This window comes from Micromonospora sp. NPDC050784 (genome assembly GCF_044456765.1).
GTDB classification, from domain to species: Bacteria; Actinomycetota; Actinomycetes; order Mycobacteriales; family Micromonosporaceae; genus Micromonospora; species Micromonospora foliorum.
Window position 1 is genome coordinate 245,810 of sequence record NZ_JBITGG010000009.1, and the last position, 20,326, is coordinate 266,135.

General features: G+C 70.0%; 16 protein-coding genes. 8 read left to right on the forward strand and 8 right to left on the reverse strand.

Annotated features, from left to right (window positions below; all coding sequences use genetic code 11):
• Window positions 1-21 precede the first annotated feature (21 nt).
• The 3 genes from ACIBD9_RS15310 to ACIBD9_RS15320 form a co-directional block, all read right to left on the reverse strand.
• Entirely contained in the window at window positions 22-1,605 is a 1,584-nt protein-coding gene (locus ACIBD9_RS15310; protein ID WP_396717993.1) for a ricin-type beta-trefoil lectin domain protein, read from the reverse strand.
• Between the two features lie 139 nt (window positions 1,606-1,744).
• Window positions 1,745-4,537 carry a BTAD domain-containing putative transcriptional regulator gene (locus ACIBD9_RS15315; RefSeq protein WP_396717996.1) on the reverse strand — a complete coding sequence of 931 codons (2,793 nt, stop codon included), beginning with the start codon at window positions 4,535-4,537 and terminating at the stop codon, window positions 1,745-1,747.
• Window positions 4,538-4,913: 376 nt separating this feature from the next.
• Complete coding sequence (locus ACIBD9_RS15320; protein WP_396717998.1) at window positions 4,914-7,214, reverse strand: M14 family metallopeptidase; 2,301 nt, start codon at window positions 7,212-7,214, stop codon at window positions 4,914-4,916.
• Window positions 7,215-7,626: 412 nt separating this feature from the next.
• On the opposite strand from ACIBD9_RS15320, the gene ACIBD9_RS15325 reads away from it, so the two are divergent.
• From ACIBD9_RS15325 to ACIBD9_RS15340, 4 genes are all read left to right on the forward strand, one after another.
• A complete protein-coding gene (locus tag ACIBD9_RS15325) occupies window positions 7,627-8,646 on the forward strand; it encodes a hypothetical protein (protein WP_396718001.1) in 1,020 nt (339 codons plus the stop codon).
• Window positions 8,643-9,173 (forward strand): hypothetical protein, encoded by a 531-nt coding sequence (locus tag ACIBD9_RS15330; RefSeq protein ID WP_396718003.1) that lies wholly within the window; start codon window positions 8,643-8,645, stop codon window positions 9,171-9,173. Before ACIBD9_RS15325 ends, ACIBD9_RS15330 begins: the two co-directional genes overlap by 4 nt.
• Window positions 9,174-9,259: 86 nt before the next feature.
• Window positions 9,260-10,207, forward strand: coding sequence for a hypothetical protein (locus ACIBD9_RS15335; RefSeq protein WP_396718005.1), 948 nt, complete (start codon window positions 9,260-9,262; stop codon window positions 10,205-10,207).
• Between the two features lie 42 nt (window positions 10,208-10,249).
• Window positions 10,250-10,732, forward strand: coding sequence for a DUF2809 domain-containing protein (locus tag ACIBD9_RS15340; RefSeq protein ID WP_396718007.1), 483 nt, complete (start codon window positions 10,250-10,252; stop codon window positions 10,730-10,732).
• On the opposite strand, the gene ACIBD9_RS15345 is transcribed toward ACIBD9_RS15340, so the two are convergent.
• The 3 genes from ACIBD9_RS15345 to ACIBD9_RS15355 form a co-directional block, all read right to left on the reverse strand.
• Window positions 10,660-11,613 carry a cyclase family protein gene (locus ACIBD9_RS15345; protein WP_396718009.1) on the reverse strand — a complete coding sequence of 318 codons (954 nt, stop codon included), beginning with the start codon at window positions 11,611-11,613 and terminating at the stop codon, window positions 10,660-10,662. The two genes, ACIBD9_RS15340 and ACIBD9_RS15345, sit on opposite strands and share 73 nt — an antisense overlap.
• Window positions 11,614-11,721: 108 nt before the next feature.
• Window positions 11,722-12,285: a DUF1963 domain-containing protein gene (locus ACIBD9_RS15350; RefSeq protein WP_396718012.1), complete on the reverse strand. Its 564-nt coding sequence runs from the start codon at window positions 12,283-12,285 to the stop codon at window positions 11,722-11,724.
• A gap of 11 nt (window positions 12,286-12,296) precedes the next feature.
• On the reverse strand, window positions 12,297-12,716 hold the full coding sequence (locus ACIBD9_RS15355) for a VOC family protein (RefSeq protein WP_112733158.1): 420 nt from the start codon (window positions 12,714-12,716) through the stop codon (window positions 12,297-12,299).
• 273 nt (window positions 12,717-12,989) lie between these two features.
• Between ACIBD9_RS15355 and ACIBD9_RS15360 the strand changes: the two genes are divergently transcribed.
• Window positions 12,990-14,177, forward strand: a complete 1,188-nt coding sequence (locus ACIBD9_RS15360) for an amidohydrolase family protein (protein ID WP_396718014.1) — start codon at window positions 12,990-12,992, stop codon at window positions 14,175-14,177.
• A gap of 12 nt (window positions 14,178-14,189) precedes the next feature.
• On the opposite strand, the gene ACIBD9_RS15365 is transcribed toward ACIBD9_RS15360, so the two are convergent.
• Window positions 14,190-14,624, reverse strand: coding sequence for a glutaredoxin domain-containing protein (locus ACIBD9_RS15365; protein ID WP_396718016.1), 435 nt, complete (start codon window positions 14,622-14,624; stop codon window positions 14,190-14,192).
• A 260-nt stretch (window positions 14,625-14,884) separates the two neighbouring features.
• Here ACIBD9_RS15365 and ACIBD9_RS15370 point away from each other — a divergent pair, with 260 nt between their 5' ends.
• The 3 genes from ACIBD9_RS15370 (at window position 14,885) to ACIBD9_RS15380 (ending at window position 18,769) form a co-directional block, all read left to right on the forward strand.
• The gene (locus ACIBD9_RS15370; protein ID WP_396718018.1) at window positions 14,885-16,399 is read left to right on the forward strand and encodes a family 43 glycosylhydrolase; all 1,515 of its coding nucleotides are present in this window, start codon (window positions 14,885-14,887) and stop codon (window positions 16,397-16,399) included.
• A 78-nt stretch (window positions 16,400-16,477) separates the two neighbouring features.
• Window positions 16,478-18,124, forward strand: coding sequence for an RICIN domain-containing protein (locus ACIBD9_RS15375; RefSeq protein ID WP_396718020.1), 1,647 nt, complete (start codon window positions 16,478-16,480; stop codon window positions 18,122-18,124).
• Between the two features lie 120 nt (window positions 18,125-18,244).
• Window positions 18,245-18,769, forward strand: coding sequence for a hypothetical protein (locus ACIBD9_RS15380; RefSeq protein WP_396718022.1), 525 nt, complete (start codon window positions 18,245-18,247; stop codon window positions 18,767-18,769).
• A gap of 55 nt (window positions 18,770-18,824) precedes the next feature.
• Here ACIBD9_RS15380 and ACIBD9_RS15385 read toward each other — a convergent pair whose 3' ends face one another.
• Window positions 18,825-20,090: a prolyl oligopeptidase family serine peptidase gene (locus ACIBD9_RS15385; RefSeq protein WP_396718024.1), complete on the reverse strand. Its 1,266-nt coding sequence runs from the start codon at window positions 20,088-20,090 to the stop codon at window positions 18,825-18,827.
• Between the last annotated feature and the right edge of the window lie 236 nt (window positions 20,091-20,326).

Consider the following 20,326-nt stretch of genomic DNA (forward strand, 5'->3'; position numbering starts at 1 on the left):
TGACCTCGCCGGCCGGCGAGGTCAGGACGTACGCCATTTCTGGTTGTTGCCGCCGTTACAGTCCCAGATCGCGACGGTGGAGCCGTTGGCGGTGGCGTTGCCGATGACATCGAGGCACCTGCCGGCGCCGACCGCGAGGATGCTGCCGTCGCTGTTGAGCCGCCACTGTTGATTGGCCTGCCCGTTGCAGTCCCAGACCTCGACCGCGGTGCCGTTGGCGGTGCGGTTGTCGTAGACGTCGAGGCACTTGCCGCCGGCGGTCCGCAGCTCGCCGGCGCTGGTGCGGGTCCACTGCTGGTTGGCGGCGGCGTGGCAGTCCCAGATGACCGGCAGCGTGCCGTTGGTCTCGTCGCCGTTCGGCACGTCGAGGCAACGGTTCGAGCCGACGCCGCGCAGCACGCTCGTGCCGCCGCCGGGTGGCGGGGTGCCGCCGCCGGAGACGATGAACATCGCCGCGCCGTGCGATGGGACGGAGGCGCTGATCGTCGGCCCGGAACTGGCGGTGGTGTGCGCCCACAGGTCCCGTACCGAGTAGCTCGACGCACTGCCCAACCCGAGCGCGGACGCGGTGGTCGACACGGTGGCCGTGCCGCCGCCCCGGTTGAGCAGCACCACCGCGGCGGCGCCGTTGGCCATCGGCTTGAGCCAGACCTCCTGGTCACCACTGTCGCTGATCTTGTTGCCCTGCCGACCGCCCCAGTCCTGGTTCACCGCGATGACCTCGGTGTTGGTCAGGATCGACCGCGTGGTCGAGCTCATCGAACGCAGGTCGTTGCCGGCGATCAGCGGCGCGTTGAGCAGCGACCAGAGGCTGAAGTGGGCCCGCGACTCGGTGTCCGTCAGGCCGTTGCCGACCTCCAGCATGTCCGGGTCGTTCCACGCGCCAGGCCGAGCGGACGCGGCCCACCGGGGCTGGGCGTCCAGGATGCCCATCACCGAACCCCAGTTGCCGGCGATGTCGCCGGTGGTGCGCCAGGAGTTGCCGGTGGCCGGCCCCCACGAACCGACGTCGTCGTTGCCCCAGTTGCAGATCGCGAACAGGATCGGTCGGCCGGTGCGGGCCAGGGCGTCCCGCATCGCGGTGTAGCGTTGCTGGCCGCTGCGTCCCTGGGTGTCACCGCAGTTGTCGTACTTGAGGTAGTCGATGCCCCAGGACGCCCACAGGTTGGCGTCGCGCTGCTCGTTGTTGAGACTCGCCGGGTAGCCGGCGCAGGTGGTGAGCCCAGCCGAGGAGTAGATGCCGAGCTTCAGACCCTTGCCGTGTACGTAGTCCGCGAGCGACTTCATCCCGTTGGGAAACTTCTGCGGATCGGGGACCAGATCGCCGTTGCTGTTGCGGCTGCGCGACGACCAGCAGTCGTCGATGTTGACGTACTGGTAGCCGGCGGCGGCCATTCCGCTGGACACCATGACATCCGCGGTCTGCCGGACAAGCCCGTCGTTGACGTTGCAGCCGAAGCTGTTCCAGTCGTTCCACCCCAGTTGCGGGGTGCGGGCCAGCCCGTTCTCCAGGGCCGCTGCCGGCAGGTCGGTAATCGTGACGACGGTCGTGGTCGCCGCCGCGAGTAGTAGCAGCGCGGCGCTGAGGCGGGCGAGTCTGCGCATCCTGGATCCTTCGGGCGCGGTGGAAATCCGGCAGCCAACGGTTCCGGTCCGACGGTCACCCGGAGCCAGGTCCGAGTGTTCTCCCGACATAGCAGAACGTCAATGTTAACCGGGCCGAAACATGACGGCCGACCATGAGCTAGGTCGCTCGTGGTGCCGGTCCAGAGGTGTCCGACAGCAGCTCCGCCAGTCGGGCCCGCATCTCGTCGAGGCGCCGGTCGCCCAGGCGCTCCAGAATCGTGACGGCCTCGTGCAGGGCCGCGATGGCGGCCGGGATGTCGCGGCGGGCCGCGGCGACGTCGGAGCAGCCGTGCAGCGCCCACGCCTCCAGCATCCGGTCACCGCGGCTCCGGGCGAGACGGACGGCCGTGTCGTAGTGGTGATCGGCCAGGTCGACATCGCCGAGGAGGAACCGCAGTCGACCAAGGTTGACGTGGGCGCTCGCCGACAACCAGTCCCGGTCCTCGGAACGCTCGGCGGCAGCCAACGCCGACGTGTAGGCGTCAAGTGCCTCCTGCTGACGGTCGGCCCGTCGATGCAGGTAGCCGAGGTTGAGTTCGACCTTGAACAGGAGATCCGGATCATCCAGCCCGGCCGCGAGCTGCCGTGCCCGCAACAGCGGCGGAAGCGCTTCGTCGAGAGCTCCGCTGTCGGCCAGCATCGCACCCAGGCTCGCCTCCACGTCGGCCCTGCCGGCATCGTCGCCGTTCTGCCCGAAGAGCGTGCTCGCGCGAAGGTAGGCGGCACTCGCCTCGACCCGTTGCAGCAGGAGGCTGTGTGCCACGCCCAGGCTCGCGTACAGCGTCGCCTCGCCGATGCTGCTGCCGGCCAGGGCGGCGGCCCGGATGCCCTGCTCGGTAACGGTGATCCAGGTGCCGCGGGGAGCCCGGCGTTGCAGCCAACCCCGGATGTTCGCGGCGAGTGGCCACACGAGGTCGGGATGCGTCCCACCGAATTGGGCGATCATCGCGATGATCGTGTCCGCCTCCGCGTCGACCCAGGCGACAGCGGCCGCGGTGTCGGCCAGGTCCGGCAGGAAGAGCGGACGCGTCTCGTGCGTCGTGTCACCGCCCGCTCCACCCGCCGTCGGGCGGATGAGGCGCTGTGCCACGTCGGCGGCCTGCGCGTACCAGCGGAGCGCCTGCCGTTCCGCGCCCGCGCGATCGGCGGCGGTGTCGTCGCGCTGCCCCTGCTCCCGAGCGAAGAGGTGGGTCAGCTGGTGAAGGCTGAGTCGGTCGGCCGCGTCGACGGTGACGAGGTTGGCCGCGGCGAGCCGCCCGATCAGGTCGGCGAGGACGGGGGCGGAGGTGATGCCGCAGAGCGCGGCGGCGGCACCGGGTGGCACGGCGTGCGCGTCCAGCAGCCCGAGACGCCGCAACAGCTGACGTTCCGATGCGGCCAGGCGCCGGTACGACACCGCGATGACGGCGGGGACGTTCACATCGCCGTCCGTGGTGGTCAACCGGGCGAGGCGGGTGCGCTCGTCGTGCAGGGCGCCGACGAGGATGTCCGGGCTGGTCCCCAGCCGCAGGTGGGCTCCCACGATCCGAATGGCCAGCGGCATCCCGTGACACAGCTCCACCAAAGTACGGATGTCATCGGTTGCGGGCCCGGTCATCCCGGCGGTCGCCCGTAGTAGGCGGGTGGCCGGCTGGACCGGCAGCGGCGCGAGCACCAGCAGGTGGGTGCCTTCGCGGGCGACGAGCCCGTCAAGTCGGTTGCGGCTGATGATCACCAGCAGGCTGCCACCGCTGCCGGGGATGAACGGCCGGGCCTGTTGGGCGCTGCCCACGTTGTCCAGAACCATCAGCACCGCCCGGCCGGAGAGCAACGACCGAAGTCGTGCCGCGCGTGCCTCTGCCTGCCGTGGCACGTCATCGGGTGCGATGCCGAGATCCACGAGGGCCCGGGCCAACGTCACCGACACCGGAACGTCGTTGTCGAGATCGAGGTAGAGCTGCCCATCGGGAAAGCTCTGCCGGTGTTGGTGGGCCCACTGGGTGACCAGGGCTGTCTTGCCCATGCCGCCGGCACCCGTGACGACCACCGAACCCGCGAGCCGCTGACCGGACCCGGGGTCGGCGTTCACGGCGTCGAGTGCCGCGAGTTCGTCGTGGCGACCCACGAAGTTGCTGGGCGGGGCGGGCAACTGCGCCGGCCGAACGGTGACCGGAGCGGCGGTCGGCGTCACCGCCTGCGCGGGCTCGCGCAGGATCGCGGTGTACAGCTGCTGGAGGCGGATGCCCGGATCGGCACCAAGCTCTTCGGCGAGGATCCGCCTCGTCCGCTCGTAGACGGTCAACGCCTCCGCCCGGCGGTCACTGCGGACGAGCGCCAGCATCAGTTGCGCCTGTAGGCGCTCGCGCAGCGTGTTCGCCGAGGCCACGGCGGACAGTTCGGCGCACAGTTCCCGGTGCAGCCCCAGGCTGATTTCGATGTCGACGCACCGCTCGTACGCGCCCAGGCGTCGCTCGCCGAGGTGGTCGGCCGCACCCCTGACCTGATCGGTGTCGGCCGTGCCCTGGTAGGCGTCCGTTGCCCGCCACAGCCGCAGCGCGGCCCGGTAGCCCTCACGCGCCTCGGCGAGCCGGCCTCGCGCCTCGTCCCGGGCGGCGGCGTCGACAAGCGTGACGAACTCGTCGGCGTCGAGCTGGTGGCCGTCCAGCGTGATTCGGTAGCCACCGGCCGTGCGGGTGATCGACCCGGTGCCCAGGTTGCGGCGCAGGTGATGGACGAGGACCCGCAGCGCCACCTGCTTGCTCTCGTTCGCATCGTGACCCCACAGGGCCTCCCGCAGGATGCCGTCGGTGACGGTCCGTCCGCCGGCCGCGAGGAGGCAGGCCAGCACCACCTCATGTTGCCGTCTGCCGACCGGAACCACCGATCCGGACGCGTCGACGGCTCGCAGTGGCCCCAGGACTTCGAACCGCATGATCCCTTTCCAGGAGCGCGATCTGTCTCGACTGCGCGCGCGTCGGCCATCGATCGACGACGCGCTCCGCGCCCAGTGGCAGGATCGTTGCACCCGCGCGGCGAAACGGAAAGGGCACCACGGCCGTCAGCCGTCAGCCGTCAGCCGTCAGCCGTCCAACGCCCAGCCAACATCCGCCTGCGAGACTGCCGCCGAAGCGATCGGGTCAGATCGGATGGAAGGGGGGCCCAGGCAACCCATCAGCGCCAAACGGGGATACGCGACCGCGGCTGACGGTTGGCTCGGGGTCGGGTGTGGCGCGGCGTGGGTCAACAGCGACCGTGCCCCGTCGGCGCGGCTGGACCGCACCGACGGGGCACCGATTGTCGGAGCAGCGCTATCTCTTGGCGATCCTGATGGTCGCGGTGCGGTAGTTGTTGCGCTTGTCGTTCTTCGTCGGGTCGTAGTTCTTCTCGATGTTGCCGGCGCTGTCGACCGAGAACCAGCGGAACGTCGTCGTCTCGGTCACGTGGAAAACCTGCCCCGGCTCGCGGAACTCCGTCGCCGCGTAGCGGGGCGACTCGAGCGTGGGCCGGCTGCCGTCGGTCGTGTAGTAGATGGTCGCCGGCTCGTTGGTCTCGAAGTGCACGTCGACGGGCCCGGAGTAGCGTCCCGCGCCGGGGACCAGTTGGGACGTCGGGTTCTTGTTGTCCCTGCCCCAGTCCGCCGCGACCCGGAACATCTCCATGATGCCGTTGGCGTACTCCATCGTCTCGGCGTGGCCACTGACGAGCTCGGGGTTCCCGTCCCACTCCGGTTGGAACGAACCGCCCTGCCAGTCGCCGGTGGCCGGGTTGTAGACCGAGCCGCCGACCTCCCAGCCGAACGCGTAGATCCCGTAGGTGTGGTACAGGTCCTCGCGCACGTTACCCGCGGAGGAGTAGAGGACGTCGGAGGAGCCGCCGACGTTCTCCGGCGTGACCACGGTCTCCCGGTGCGCCTTGACCTGCGACAGGATCCGGGCGGCGGACTGCCAGTAGAACGCCTCGTCACCCAGCGGCGGACGCGGCGTGGTGATCCGGCCGTCCGCGATGTAGGCGCCGGGCTGCCAGAAGAGCTGACCACCGTTGGAGTGCACCGACATCATGAACTTGATGTTCTTGTACCTCTCGACCAGCCAGATGATGTTCTTCGACTCGGGCTCGGACAGCTCCTCCGGGCCCTGGTAGGTGTCGCTGACGCAACTGGTCGACGCGCCCGCGTAGCCGTCATGCCCCGAACCGACCCGGTAGTTCCGGTTCAGGTCCACGCCCCAGGAGTTGCGTCGACCCGGATCGGCGTTCGCGTCCGGGCAGTGGTTGGTCAGGTTCCGCCGCTGGGAGGCGAAGTTGTAGAAGCTGTAGTTCGCCCCGTCGGGGTTGTTCGACAGGATGAAGAAGACGTCGGTGTTCTCGACGATCTTCTTCGTCTCCCGGTCGGATCGGTAGTTGTGCACCAGCCGTTCGGCGGACTCCAGGCTCGTCGTCGCCGGCACCCACTCGCGGGCGTGGTCCTGCGCCTGAATCAGGACGCCGGGCTTCCTCCCGTCACGGTGCTTGCCGATCCGCAGGACCGGGATCGTGGCCGGGCCGCGCGGCACCTCCCCCGCCGGCGCGCCGACCCGCTTCTGGTCCAGGAAGTCGGTCAGCGCGACCGGCCCGGCCGTCGGCGCGACGATTCCGCTGCCCTCGTTGGTCCGGTACGGGTGCGCCCGGTCGATCAGCCCCGCAGAGCGGGTCCGCAGCGCCTCGGCCACCTCGGCGGCGGTACTCGCCGGTGCACCGGAGGCGTCCGTGGCGAGCAGGACACGGACCGCCTTGCCGGTGACCTCCACCGCCAGCGGGAGGCCCGGGTCGGGTCGGTCCACGAAGTCCACAGTGATGTCGTTGCCGCCCTCGTGACCCCACGCCGCCGAGGTGACGACGACCGCTGCCTGCCCCGTGCCGCCGATCTGGGCCTGCGCCTTGCGCTGGTACCCGTTCGTCTGGTTCGGCAGGTAGACGATCTCGGCGATGTCCGGGTACTGGCGGGCGATCTCCTTGGCACGGCTGTAGAGCTGCTGCGGGTGCCGGTAACCGTCCACGAAGTCGGACTTGTAGGACGGGTTCGCCGTCAATGGCGGCGGGGCGTCCTCCAACCAGTTGGAGACGACACCGGTCGCGACGCCACCGGTGGAACTCGTCACCTGGATCTTGTTGGGGCGTACGTCGAGCTTGAACAGGTTCCGGTGGAACATGTACTGCCCGGAGTCGACGAACCGGCTCATCGTCCGGGCGAAGCCGAACGGCGTGCCCTTCCCCGAGTCGTTCTCCAGCTGCATCCCGACGATCGGGTCCTCCTGCTGCCCCTCGGTGGTCCGCGCCTCGACGTAGAGGAAGCCCTGACCCTTGGTGGTGAACCAGTCGGCGCGGACGACGCGTACCGTCGCCTCGTGGTTTGCCGGCTGAACCGCCCGCGCGCCGGCCGCGCCGAGGCCAAGGCCGCCGTCGGCCTCGTCACTCCAGGCGAAGCCCGCGTCGTCGCCGAGCACGGTCACGCCCATCGCCGTGAGTTCGGCGACCTGCTCGGCGGTCACCACCGCCTCGCCCTCGATGCCGTTCGGCACACGCCGGAGGCCGTGTTCGAGGTCGAAGCCGGCCGCGGCCACCTTGTCCAGCATGTCGGCACCGGTCAGCCTGATGTGTACGAGCCGTACCGACTCACGATCGTCAAGCTGGGCTCGGCTGGCGACGGCTGACGACCCCTTGGGATCCGCACCCGCAGGGCCAGTCGTCACGAGGATGCCACCTACCAGGGTGGACAGTGCGAGAAGCGCGATGCGTCGCTGTGTACGCCGCATTCCCCCTCCTTCTGTTACGACGGGTGATTACCGGCGGGCCGGGTCCGGTGAGCGTATGTGCGTTTGCGGCTTCAGTGGTTGACGTCGATCGAATTTGAGCATTCCTTGAGCACCCTCGCCGTCCCCGGGCCGCCGCGTCCGCACCCCGGACGACGGCCTGTCCCCCGGCAGAGGGAGCGCATCCCCTTCTGTTGGGGAGGAGAGACGATCCGCAGCCAGCGATCGTTGGTCCATGGCTGTCGTTGAGATACCGACCCGCACCAGACCGTGGGTGCTGGCGTGTGCCGTGTTCGTCGTCGCTGCGGTGGCTCAGCGGCTCTACTGGATCGCGGGTGGCCGGTGGGGGTACACCGCCTGCGATCGCACCGAACTGGTCGATCCGGCGGGCGGGTGCGGTGCGGACCAGGTCGTGGCGTTGCCGTTCTGGTCGGGGTGGGGAGCGGTGGGAGTCGGCGTCGCCCTCGCGGTGGTGCTCGGGTGCACGGTCCGGTTTCCCGGCCGCTGGGCGACCGCCGGTGGCTGGGCTGCGGCCGCGCTGCTCCTGGTGGTCGCGTTCCCGCTGCACCTGGCCTTCGAGATCCCGGCGGCGCTGGCGGGGCGGCCCTCGGATTGGCGTGACCTCGGAGCCCGGCTCGTGCTGGTCACCGGTGGCATCCTGTTCGCCGGGCTCGCGAACGCATCCGGGCCCCAGCGCGGACCGGCCGCCGTCGGCTACCGGCCGGTGCCACGGTGGACGCGCCGCTGGGCGTACGTCGCCGTCGCGCTGCCCGTGGTCGGCTGGGCCGTCCCGCACGCCCTATGGGTGCTCGGCGTTCCGATCGGCATCTCCGAGCGGGAACTGAACGACATCGAACGGAACCTCTCCACGTGGACGGGGGTGGCGATCACGCTCGTCCCGCCGCTCGCCGGCCTGCTCGTTCTCGGGCTGGTACAGCGGTGGGGGCAGCGGTTTCCGCGCTGGGTTCCGGGACTACACGGTCGACAGGTCCCCCGACGGCTGGCGGTGATCCCGGCGGGCGTGGTGGCGCTGACGCTGGTCACCTACGGCGTGCTGAGCATCGCCGTGCTCGTCGGTGAACTGCTCACAGGTGACACGCGCTGGTCCGACGTGCGGGACGGGTGGGCGGTCACCGCCACGCTGCTGGTGTTCCTCGGCTGGGGAGTGTCGTTGGCCGTCACCACCACCGGCTACGCCCTCGCCACCTCGCCCGACACCACCATGACCAAGCTTCCAGGATCGGAGCATCCATGAGCCTGACCGACTCTGCCCACGTCTCGACCGCCGCCCCGCCTCCGTGGGCGATCTGGGCCGCCTACGCCGTCCCGCTCTGCGTCCTGCCGTCCGCACTCTGGCGACTGTCGCTGGTGTTCACCGACGATGCCACCACGCACTGGTACATGATCTTCCTGTCCACCCTGTCGATGGGCCTGGCCCTGTTGACACTCGGGCTGGTGCACCGGTGGGGACAGCGATTTCCGCACTGGGTGCCCCGCATCGGCGGCCGTCGCATCCCGGCGCGTCCGGTCGTGCGCGTCGCGCTGATCGGCGGCTGGTCGCTCGTCGTCATCTGCGTCTACTTCCTCCTGAACCATAGGTTCCACTTTGTGCAGAGCATCTGGGTCGGCATCGGCGACGACGAACCGGTACACCCGGCTCCCGGTTGGGAGGTGCTCCGCTACTACGCCCCGATGCTCGCGTGGGGCCCGCTCGTCATCGCCGTGGCCGCCAACTATGGCCGGCGCGCAGCCAGGGTTCGACGACTGGAACAACACCTGTGAGAGCTCGTGTGGGCGCCAATTCGGTCGTGAGGTTGCCGCCGGGAACGCGCCTGCGGGAGCGGGCCGCCCGGACCTATCCTTGCGCGGTGTCGTACGCCGATCTCACTTTCGCGCAGTGGAACGACCTCTCCGATGGTGCCGCCCGCCGCCTCGCCGAGGAGATCGCCGACCGGCACGGTCTGACCGTGCCGGTCGGCCTTCCGGACACGGTGTACGCGGGGCGGTCGCACCGGGTGGCGCTGTTCGAGCGGGGCGGGATGCGGTTCGCGCTGGTGCCCGGCGGCCGACCGACGCTCGGTCACGACGCGGCTCGTTTCCAGGCCACCCCGGACCAGCTGGCCAGCTACGCCGAGAGCGCCGAGGAGTACGGCCTTCCACCGCTGACCGAGTACGTCGACGCGATGACCTCGCCGGTGCGCAGCGTCGAGTTGCCGGCGATGCTGGTCGCGGTGGACGCCTTCGACCCCTGCGAGGTCTCGCTGACGCCGGACGACCCCCGGGTACGCAAACTCATCGCGTCACAGGGGGCCCAGCTCGACGGGGTGAGCCAGTTCCGGTCCGCCGGTGGGCTGATCGTCGAGTTCGACCAGACCGGGCAGGTGGCGAGGGCCCGAGCGATTACGGACGTCTCCTATGACGAGGCGATGGCCCAGCTGGCGAGCGTCGGCCTGCGGACGACGACCGCGGATGAATGGGAGTGGGCATGCGGAGCGGGGGCGACCACTCTGTTCCGCTGGGGTGATGACTCCCCGAACGACGGCTACCCGTACGACTACAAGACCGGAACGCACCGCGAGACCAACCTGTGGGGGCTGGCGATCGGGCAAGACCCGTACAAGCACGAGGCGACCACCGAACGCGACATCGTGTGCGGCGGCGATGGCGGCAGCACCACCTGCGGAGGCAGCGGCTTCTTCCTGGGGTGGCTCGCCCTCGCGACCGCCTACCGGGACAAGGATTTCGGCCAGTGGCTCGCCTCTGACGACGGGTACGCCGAAGAGATCCTGACCCGGCCCGTCCTGGATCTGAGCTGAGCAGCGGGCACCACGGCCAACCGTGGCCCGTACCGTGGTGTGGTGGCTACCACGGCGAGAACACCGATCACGGCCCGTACGGTGCGCATGCTCATGCCGGTGGCGGCGCTGCTGTTCCCGGGCCTCGCCCTGCTGATCCGCGCCGTCGACGACGGGGCGCTTCGGCAATACTCCGGCACCGCGCTGTACGCGTCGATGGTCTGGGCGATGACGCTGTTCCTGTGGCCACGGATGGCGCCGGCACCGGCCGGGATTCTCGGCATCGCCTTCTGCTGGGTGGTCGAACTCGCGCAGCTGACCGGGGTGCCAGCCGAACTGTCGGCGCGGAGCGTGGCCGCGAGGCTCGCCCTGGGTGTGCAGTTCGACCTCGTTGACCTGGCCTGGTATCCGGCTGGCGTGGTTCCCCTGATGGTGCTGCACCACCTGGCACGCGTTCGCCACCGCCGCAACGGTCAGAACGTGGCGATCGGGTTGACCGGGCTGCCGGACGTGCCGACGAAGCGGACCGGTGCGACCGCCAGGTGAAAGTCCCACTGGCCGAGTTCGGCAGCGGTCGTCGCGCAGGCCTCCAAATCGCAGTTGTCGAGCATCCACAGACCCATCGCGACGAGACTCACGGCGTGGACAGGCATCAACACGTCGTCGTACCCGGACGGCTGAACGTCCTGGGGGCTGTCGGCGCCGATCAGCGCCACCCCCCGTTCCTGTAGCCACGGCAGGCAGGACGCGTGCCAGCCGGCCTGCGTGAACCCGCTCGCCGGACCGTTCTCGTGCCGGAAGCGGCCGTAACCGGTCCGCAGGAGTACCGCGTCGCCGGGGCGCACCTGCACGCCCTGGCGACGCTCGGCCTCCTCGAGGTCGTCGGGAAACACGCCCTCCCCCGGCTCCAACCACGGCACACCGCGGGCCGCCGCGACGTCCAGCAGGACACCACGCGTGACGATTCCGTTCGCGGCGGCTGTGACGGCCGCCCACGCCGAACCCGTTGCGGCGTCGACCAACGAGTGCGACCGCCCGTTGTACATGGTGCCGTCCCAGTAGATGTGACACGGCGAGTCGAGGTGGGTGACGGTGTTGCCGTGGTACGAGATACCGACCCGCTCGGACGAGAAGCCCCAGCGCCGGTCGGCGTGGAAGGCGGGCGGCATGTTCTCGGCACCCGGCATGTCGGCGGTGCACGGGCACGTCGTCGTCGACCGCTCCATGTCTCCCGGTGCGGCGACCTCCCACGCGCAGGACACGCTCCGGCCGTGACGCACGGCCCGCGCCGCCGTGAGCCGGACGTCGTCGGTGATGTGGTTCAGCGTGCCGAGTTCGTCCTCGTCGCCCCACCGTCCCCAGTTCGACAGGGTGTCGAAGTACCCGAGCACGTCGTCCTGGGTCGGCATCGGTCGTCCTGCCGTCATGTCAGCATCGACTCCTCTGGTCACGCGGTTTCGAGACACCGCAGGTCAGGGTAGCCCGCCGCCGAATCGAAGATCGCGATGGCTGGCCGATCAGACGAGGCCGGTGTTCTATTCACTGAACTCGGTCACGGAGAGCGCCTCGTCCAGCCGACCGGCGGCCACGTCGTCGTGGCGGATGACGAAACTGCCGTAGTAGAACTCGTCGGTCAGCGGAAAACGGGCGATCGACACCCACTCGCTCGTCAGCCGGTGCTTCTCCCGCTCCATGTGGGAGTACCACTGCGCCAGCGGGACGGCGATCTCGCCGGCCTGCTCCCGCCCGGCGAGGGTCTGCTCCGCGATACTCCCGATCACCTCGTCATCGGCATACCCGCCGATATCAGCGCTGGCGAGCCCTTCGTCGGGCGGCCAGAGGTCGTCGGCCACCGCACGGAGTTCGTCCAGGTGCGGCAGGTCAACCTCCAGGTCGCGGGCCAACTGCTGCTGGAAGGGGATGCTGGGTTCTTCCGCCACCTCGGTAGCGGCGTCGGCCGGCACGTACACGACTCGCGCGTAACTCCGGTCCCCGGTGCCACCGGCCAGGTGGTCCTCCTGGTGGTCCAGGAAGAAGAGCAACGAGCCATCTGCTGGCAGGCCGAAGCCGTCGACTCTCGGCAGCGCCGCACAGTCCACGGAGAAGACCGTCAGAGACCCTGACCCACCTCGACCAGGTAGCCGTCCGGGTCACGCAGGTAGCAGCGGATCTCCGTCCCGTGGTCCTTCGGCTCGGTGAGGAAGTCCGCGCCCCGGGACTTCCACTCCTCGTAGAGTTTCCGAATGTCCCGGACCCGGACGTTCATCGCGCAGCTCAGGGTGTTGGAGTCGGCTGGCGCCTTGGCCTGCACCGTCGGCTTGTCGTCCGTCGGACCGCCCTCGACGTTGATGATGATGTAGCTGTTGAAGAATTTCATGATCAGCGGGCTGCTCTCGTGGACGCAGGTCGCCCCGAACACCCGCTCGTAGTACTCCCGTGACCGCGCCAGATCGCGAACGATCAGCAATGTCGCGAGGAACATGCCGTCCTCGGGCTCGAAGTAGTCGGGTGCCGGGTTGGTCAACGCCATGACCGTCCTCCTGTCGTCGCCCGTCCAGCGCGAGAAGTCGGGCGGCGTCGGTATCCCCAGCAGGTGTTGGCGAAAACGCCACAGCGACTGGTGATGTCCCGACTGACCCGACAGGTGCCGACCGGGCAGGGGGATGGATATCGCTCTGGCGAGGGAGGCCGGGTGCCCGTGGCAGTGCGATGGTCGGGCCATGACCGGTGGCCGCCAGCGGACGAGGGCATCGCGGGCGTCGGTGGTGGCAGTTGTGGCCGAGCGGGGCGGGTTGGAGTGACGATGACGAAGCATGCCGTCCGGGTGGCCCGGATGTTCGACGGCGAACGGCTCGTGGACGGTGGGGTGCTGGTCCTGCTCGACGACGGGCGCATCACCGACGTGCACCGGGGTAGGGCCGACGCGCCGGCCGGTTGGTCGGTGCGCGAGGAGCCGAACGGCACTCTGCTGCCCGGCCTGGTCGACGCGCACGTGCACCTGTGCGCCGACGCCGGGCCCGACGCGCTCGGCCGGCTCGCCGAGCGTCCCGAGGCAGACCTCGACGCGGTCGTCGAGGCGTCGCTGCGCACGCACGTGGCGGCCGGCGTCACGACGGTCCGGGACCTGGGCGACCGGCGCGGAGCGCTGCTCCGTTGGCGCGACCGGGGTTTGCGTGACGACCTGCCGACGGTGCTGGGGGCGGGCGCACCGCTCACCAGCGTCGGCGGGCACTGCTGGTCGTTGGGGGGCGAGGCGAGCGGTGTGGACGGGGTCCGCGAGGCCGTACGCCTGCGGGCGGCGGCCGGCGCCGACCTGGTGAAGGTCATGGCCAGCGGCGGGGTGTTCACCCCCGGCACCGACACCACGAGGCCGCAGTTCACTGACGAGGAGCTGACTGCCGCACTGACCCAGGCCCACGAGCTGGGTCTGCCGGTGACCGCGCACGCGCACGCGCTCAGCGCCGTCGAGCAGGCTCTGCGCGTCGGTGTGGACGGCATCGAGCACTGCACCTGCGTGACCGCGGCCGGCGCCCACGTCCCCGGTGAACTCGCGGACCGGCTGGCCGCGTCCGGGGTGGCGGTCTGTGCCACGCTCGGCACCGATCCGGCCGTGGTCACGCCACCGGAGGTGGTGGAGATGGCGGCGCGGGCCGGGCTCAGCGAGGCCGCGCTGCGGGACGGCGTTGCCACCCTGCACCGGGCCGGGGTCCGCCTGGTTGCCGGTTCGGACGCGGGCCTCGGCCCCGCGAAACCGCACGGGATCCTGCCTGAGACGCTCGTCGAGTACGTGGCCTGCGGCATTTCCGCCACCGCTGCCCTCGCCGCGGCCACCTCGGTCGGCGCCGAGGTGTGTGGCCTGGGGCGCCGCAAGGGCCGCGTCCGCCCCGGATTCGAAGCCGACCTGCTGATCGTGGCCGGCGACCCGACGAGCGACATGAGGGTGCTGCGCCGCCCGCTCGCGGTGTACCTCGCCGGTGCCCTGGTGAGATAGGGGTTCGCCGGGTCAGGACGAGCGGAGCTGCTGGCGGAAGCAGGCCCGGTCGGGGTTCACGACGGCCTGATCGCCGAGCACGATGGTGGGCACGGTCTCGTTGCCGCCGGCCACCGCCCGGACGGCGGCGGCAGCGGCGGGGTCGTGCCAGATGTCGACCCAGTGTGCCCGCCGGGCGAGCCGGCCGAGGGAGAACCGGAGCCGCAGGCAGTAGTGACAGCCGGGACGCCAGTAGACGATCGGTCGTCCGTCCACCGCGCTGGCCCGTTGCGCCTCGGCGGCGCTCATCGAGCGGGGGAAGGCCCATGGCGACAGCAGCAGCGCCAACAGTAGGAAGACCAACAGCTCGACGCCGCCGACGACGGGCAGACCGGCGGCCAGTTGCGCCACCGCCACCAGCACACCGCACGTTGCCGTCAGGATCGCCAGAACCCACCGTCGCAGCACGCCGAGGACACTACCTCGACGTACGCGGATGCCGGCTGTTCCGGCCAGGTGAGCGGGCATCACACCTTGACATGTATCGATGTTAACGCCAACATGAACTCCGCCACCCGGATGCAACGCCACCGTCACATTCCCGGCCCTTCGCGCCTCTCCCCCGGTCCTGCCCGACGTCGCCACGCGGCGTCGACCGGATCGACTACGGCGTCGCGGCGGCGTTACCGGTGCTGGTCAATGGCCGTTCCCAAGCTCGCGGAGGACACATGCCGCTGCCATTCCCTCGAACCGACCCGATCACCCGCCGGGCCGTCCGCCGGGGACCCGCCGGCCACGGTGGCCCGCGGCGTCTGCGGTCGGTGCTGGCCGCGGTGTTGGTGGTCCTCGCCGTGTCGGCCGGCCTGCCCGTGGCCGGGCCGGCGCACGCCGCACCGGCCGTCAACTACACGAACCCGTTGGTGAACCAGCGTGCCGACCCGCACATCTTCCGACACACCGACGGCTACTACTACCTGACCGCGACCGTGCCGCAGTACGACCGGATCGTGCTGCGCCGGGCCACCACCCTGCAGGGGTTGGCGACGGCGGCGGAGACGACGATCTGGAGCCGCCACACCAGCGGAGAGATGGGTGCCCACATCTGGGCGCCGGAGATCCACTTCATCAACAACCGGTGGTACGTCTACTTCGCCGCGGGCCGCACCGACGACGTGTGGCGGATCCGGATGTACGTGCTGGAGAACGGCAACGCCAATCCGCTCACCGGTTCGTGGACGGAACGCGGCCGGATCACGACCCCTTGGGACACCTTCAGCCTGGACGCCTCGACCTTCGTCGCCAACGGGGTGCGCTATCTGACCTGGGCACAGCAGGAACCAGGGATCTCCAACAACTCCAACGTCTACCTCGCCCGGATGGGTGCCAACCCGTGGCAGATCACCGGCACCGTCACCCGGCTCGTCGTGCCGACCTACGACTGGGAGACCCGCGGCTACCGGGTCGCCGAGGGACCGGCGGTGATCCAACGCAACGGCCGGATCTTCCTGACCTACTCGGCCAGCGCCACGGACGCCAACTACTGCCTCGGGATGCTGAGCGCCTCCGCGAGCGCGAACCTGCTCGACGCCGCCTCCTGGAGCAAGAGCCCCAGCCCGGTGTTCATCAGCAACGCGGCCACCAGCCAGTACGGCCCCGGCCACAACTCGTTCACCGTCTCGGAGGACGGGCAGAGCGACATCCTCGTCTACCACGACCGGAACTACCGCGACATCACCGGCGACCCGCTCAACGACCCGAACCGACGCACCCGGCTACAGAAGGTGTACTGGAACGCCGACGGCACCCCGAACTTCGGCATCCCGGTGCCCGACGGGGCCACACCGGTGCGACTGCGGTCCCATGACCAGGCCAGTAGCTACATCCGGCACTACGACTATCGGGCTCGGATCGAGCCGAACGTGACCAACCTGGCCGACTCCCAGTTCCGCATCGTCACCGGCCTCGCCGGCGGCGGTTCGGTGTCGTTGGAGTCGACCAACTTCCCCGGTTACTACCTACGCCACCGGGGCTACGCCCTGTACGTCGAGAAGAACGACGGCTCGGCGCTGTTCGGCGGCGACGCGAGCTTCCGTCGTCAAGCCGGCCTCGCCGACAGCGCCGGGATATCCCTGGAGTCGCAGAACTTCCCGGGCCGCCACGTGCGCCACCGCGACGGACTGCTCTACATCGAGGCGGTCAGCTCCAGCGCCGAGCGCGCCTCGGCCACCTTCCACCTGGAGTGACCGCCCACAGGGTCGAGGTGTCCGCGGTCGCCGACAGCCGTTCAGGTTCGCCCGCAGCCCATCCAGCCAGGAGGAGCGATGCCCTTCACCATCACGAGAAGACCGTCCGGCGGCGGGTGGGTCCATCGCGGCCGGCGTACCGGCCTGGTGCTCACCATGATCACCACGCTGGTCGGCGCGGCCGGTGCGGTTCTGGTCGGCGCACCGCCAGTGGCGGCGGCGACCATCGACACCAGCGCCTACTACGTCCTGGTCAACCGACACAGCGGCAAGGTGCTCGACGTCCGGGACACCTCGACGGCAGACGGCGCCGTGCTCCAGCAGTGGTCCCGTAACGACGGCGCGTGGCAGCAGTTCCAGTTCGTCTCCTCCGGCGGCGGCTACTACCGGCTGAAGGCTCGGCACAGCGGCAAGGTCGTCGACCTCTGGGAGTGGAACACCGCCGACGGCGCCGAGTACCGCCAGTGGTCCGATGTCAACGGCACCAACCAGCAGTTCCAGGTCCTCGACTCCGACGGCGGGCACGTCCGGCTGATCAACCGCCACTCCGTGAAGGCACTTGAGGTCTGGGAGCGGTCCACGGCCGACGGCGGCCGGATCAGTCAGTACGCCGACCTCGGCGGCGCGAACCAGCAGTGGCAACTGGTTCCGATCGGCGGCGGGGGTAGCGGTTGCGGCAGCGGGACGCTCCACGCCGAGGCCGTCTTGAGCGGGAGCACCTGGACGGCCCGCAACGGCTCGTCGACGGTCTACTCGGGTTCGGACATGCTGTCGGCGATGCAGGCTGCGGTCAACTCGCTCTCGGCGGGTCGTACGTCGAAGCAGCGGGTGGTGGTTCGCGGCTCCGGCTCGGTGAGCGCGGGCTCGCGGTTGTCGCTGCCGTCGTACACGACCCTGGCGGTGTGCGGAACGATCAACGTGACCGGGTCGGGCTCGGGTGACCAGGCACCGGTGTACTCGCGGGGAACCACGGACGTCGAGGTGCAGAACCTCACGCTGACCGGTTCACCGTTGTACGGGATCTTCATGCGCAACGTGAACAACCTGACCCTCGGACAGATCGACATGCGGCTCTCGGCCGGTCTGGGCGTACGGATCGACAACCACGGCGGAGATCGAGCGGTCAAGGTGCGCAACGTCCGCATCGACACCGTGTACGTGTCGGGGACCGGTACCCACGGGGTGGAGACGTACGGCGTGGACGGTCTGACGATCGGCACGGTCACGGCGCGGAACACCCGGGACTCCGGTCTGCTGCTCAACGACACGATCAACGCCACGGTCGGCACGGTCGACGCGCAGGGCGCCGGGACCGGAACCGGGTACGCGGCGTTCCGGATGGCCAACCGCAACGGCCGGGTGGGCAACTCGTACCCGACCAACATTCGGGTCGGAACCGTGCTCGCGTCCGGCGGCGGTCGGGGGATCTTCTGCGTGTCCGAGTCCGGTGGGGCGGTCATCGACCGGGTGACGATCTCGAACACGGGGAACAACGCGATCCTGGTGGAGAACTGCTACAACGTGGTCGTCGCTGGTGTGTCCGGGACGGTGACGGGCGGTGGCGAGGTGCGGATCGCGGCCCGGAGCGAGTTCCCGATCTCCTCCGGCATCCGGTTCCAGAACCTGACCGTCAGCGGCACCAACATCACCCAGAGCCCCTGCGGTGGGGCGAACAACACGATCAGCAACGTCACGCGGGTCAACTCGACGCTGACGTGGTGTTGAGCCGGTGAAGAGCGGTCGCCCTGGTTCGGGCGGCCGCTCTCAGCCGGGCCGTGGCCGCTGCTTCGGCCCGGACAGGCCGCAGGGTTTCGTCGGCTGCCGCTTGCGGGTAGCGGATGGCCCATGAACCGCAATCTCGTCAAGGCTCTGCAGGTCGCCTGGGAGCTGCCCGAGTTCCGCTCCGGGGTACGGCACGTCGTCGATCTCGAGGAGATCGCGGGGCTGCTGGCCACCCTGTCTGTTCCGGACCATGACCACGAGGTGGAGCGCAGCCTGCTGAACCTGCTGCGGTCCGCCCTGGACACGGTCGAGATTCGGGAAGCGGTGTTGCTGCTGCTGGAGCAGGACGAGGTACGCAGACCGCTCGTCGCGGCGGCGGTGGAGCCGCTCGCGGACCGACCGGGTCAGGCTGCCGCCATCGCGTCGGCGGCCGAGGACCCTGCGGTGCGGCGTGAGGTGCGGGCGGTGCTGGCCAGCGCCAAGGTGCGCGAGCTGATCTGGCAGGCGATCGAGAACCAGATGAGCGACAACCGGTTCGGCCTGATCCGCCGGGCGGCGGTGCTGTTCGTGTGGCACCCGCGCGTGCGGCGCCTCGCGTGGGCGTTGCGCCGGCACGGCGTGTTGCGCGAACTACGCCGCAAGCAGTGACCGTTGCCGGCCGACGCGATCGGCGTGGCACGCTCGCGCGACCCCGGACGGCAGATCACCGACGACGGCGGGCCATCCACTGCCAGATGTGGGTGCCGTTCAGGCTCGGATCGTTGCGGGCCACGTAGATCCAGGACCAGTGGCCGGGGAACTGGTAGCCGTTCCAGACGACGTGGTCGTACAGGCTGAGCAGTGAGCCCGGGATGAGATCGTGGGCGTGGATGGTGTTGGTCTCGGGTGGCACCGTGTCGTCGTCGCGTGAGGTGACCAGCCAGGTCGGGGTCTGGATCTTCGCCAGCTCCGCGTCGGTGATCAGCGGCGGGCCCTCCCCGCTGAGCGGCTCGACGACGCCGCAGATCGGCACCGACGCGGCGAACAGGTCGGGATAGGTCGAGGTCATCTCAAGGGACATGTAACCGCCGTTGCTGCAACCGACCACGTAGATCCGGTCGGGGTCGACGCGCTTGCGGCGTACGAGGTCCCGGATGATCTCGCGGATCAGCGGGGCGAACCGGGGGCCGTCCTCCATCCAGTAGGAGGTGCTCTGCGGAGCGACGACGTACGCCCCGGAGAAGATCCGCTGAGCTTGTGGGGTGGCGAAGCCGAGCGCTCCACGGTTGGCGCGCAGGGTGGTCTCGTTGTCGTAGTAGTCGTCGGGCAGTGAGGCGCCCTCGCCGCCGCCGTGCAGCCAGACGATCAGCGGCCGCCGACCGCGCAGGGGTGAGTGGTCGGGCGAGTACAGCCGGTACTTCAGGCCCGAGCCCGAGACGTGGTAGGTGAAGGCGTCCACCTCGGGGTTCGACAGCCCTGCCTGCACGAAGCGGGTGATGGTGATCGGTGAGCCGTGGCGCCGGACGATGGGGGTGTTCTGCGTGATGGTGTAGACGAGGTCCAGCCGGACGTTGCGGCCCCTGCTCAGGATGTAGCCCAGGGTGCCACCGCCGGGTTGGCCTTCGGCGTGGCTCAGCTCCAGCACGATGTTGCCGTGCCGGTCGAGTCGGGCCGCGGTCACCGTGCGGTCCAGGTCGTACTCGCTGAAGATCTGGTCGCCGGGAGCGATCGGGATCGGGCTGGTGGCCTTGGCGTGCACGGTGAACGTGGCGGGGGTCAGCCCGGCCGGGTCGATCGGCCCGAGCCGGCCGGTGTCGAGGGTGACCGAGGTGACCTGCTCACCGCCGTCGAGCGTTGTCGCGTCGAGGGTGAAGCTCACGCTGGTGGGATGGTGGCCCCCGGCGTGTGCCGCGAGGCCGGGCAGGGCCAGGCCGATGGCGGCACCGGCCCCACCGGCCAGAACGGTGCGACGAGTGACAGGCGTGGACATGCGGCCCCCGTACCTAGCGATGTTGACGGTCATCGATGGCAACCTCAACGTAACGCCGCGGAGATCCGCTGGCAACCGGTGCGGCGGTCAGCGCCTCGGCGTACTGGACGCGGGGGTGGGGGGCGGGGCGGGGGGGCGGGCGCCCCCCCCCCCCCGCGGCCGGGGGGGGGTGGGGGGGGGCGGCCCCCCGAACCCGGGGGGGGGGGGGGGGAGGTAGCCCCCCCCCCCGGTGGGCA

Coding starts and splice junctions, on each gene's coding strand:
- ACIBD9_RS15310 (WP_396717993.1), bottom strand. CDS start 1,605: ATGCGCAGACTCGCCCGCCTCAGCGCCGCGCTGCTACTACTCGCGGCG.
- ACIBD9_RS15315 (WP_396717996.1), bottom strand. CDS start 4,537: ATGCGGTTCGAAGTCCTGGGGCCACTGCGAGCCGTCGACGCGTCCGGA.
- ACIBD9_RS15320 (WP_396717998.1), bottom strand. CDS start 7,214: ATGCTGGACAAGGTGGCCGCGGCCGGCTTCGACCTCGAACACGGCCTC.
- ACIBD9_RS15325 (WP_396718001.1), top strand. CDS start 7,627: ATGGCTGTCGTTGAGATACCGACCCGCACCAGACCGTGGGTGCTGGCG.
- ACIBD9_RS15330 (WP_396718003.1), top strand. CDS start 8,643: ATGAGCCTGACCGACTCTGCCCACGTCTCGACCGCCGCCCCGCCTCCG.
- ACIBD9_RS15345 (WP_396718009.1), bottom strand. CDS start 11,613: ATGACGGCAGGACGACCGATGCCGACCCAGGACGACGTGCTCGGGTAC.
- ACIBD9_RS15355 (WP_112733158.1), bottom strand. CDS start 12,716: ATGGCGTTGACCAACCCGGCACCCGACTACTTCGAGCCCGAGGACGGC.
- ACIBD9_RS15360 (WP_396718014.1), top strand. CDS start 12,990: ATGACGAAGCATGCCGTCCGGGTGGCCCGGATGTTCGACGGCGAACGG.
- ACIBD9_RS15370 (WP_396718018.1), top strand. CDS start 14,885: ATGCCGCTGCCATTCCCTCGAACCGACCCGATCACCCGCCGGGCCGTC.
- ACIBD9_RS15375 (WP_396718020.1), top strand. CDS start 16,478: ATGCCCTTCACCATCACGAGAAGACCGTCCGGCGGCGGGTGGGTCCAT.
- ACIBD9_RS15380 (WP_396718022.1), top strand. CDS start 18,245: ATGAACCGCAATCTCGTCAAGGCTCTGCAGGTCGCCTGGGAGCTGCCC.
- ACIBD9_RS15385 (WP_396718024.1), bottom strand. CDS start 20,090: ATGTCCACGCCTGTCACTCGTCGCACCGTTCTGGCCGGTGGGGCCGGT.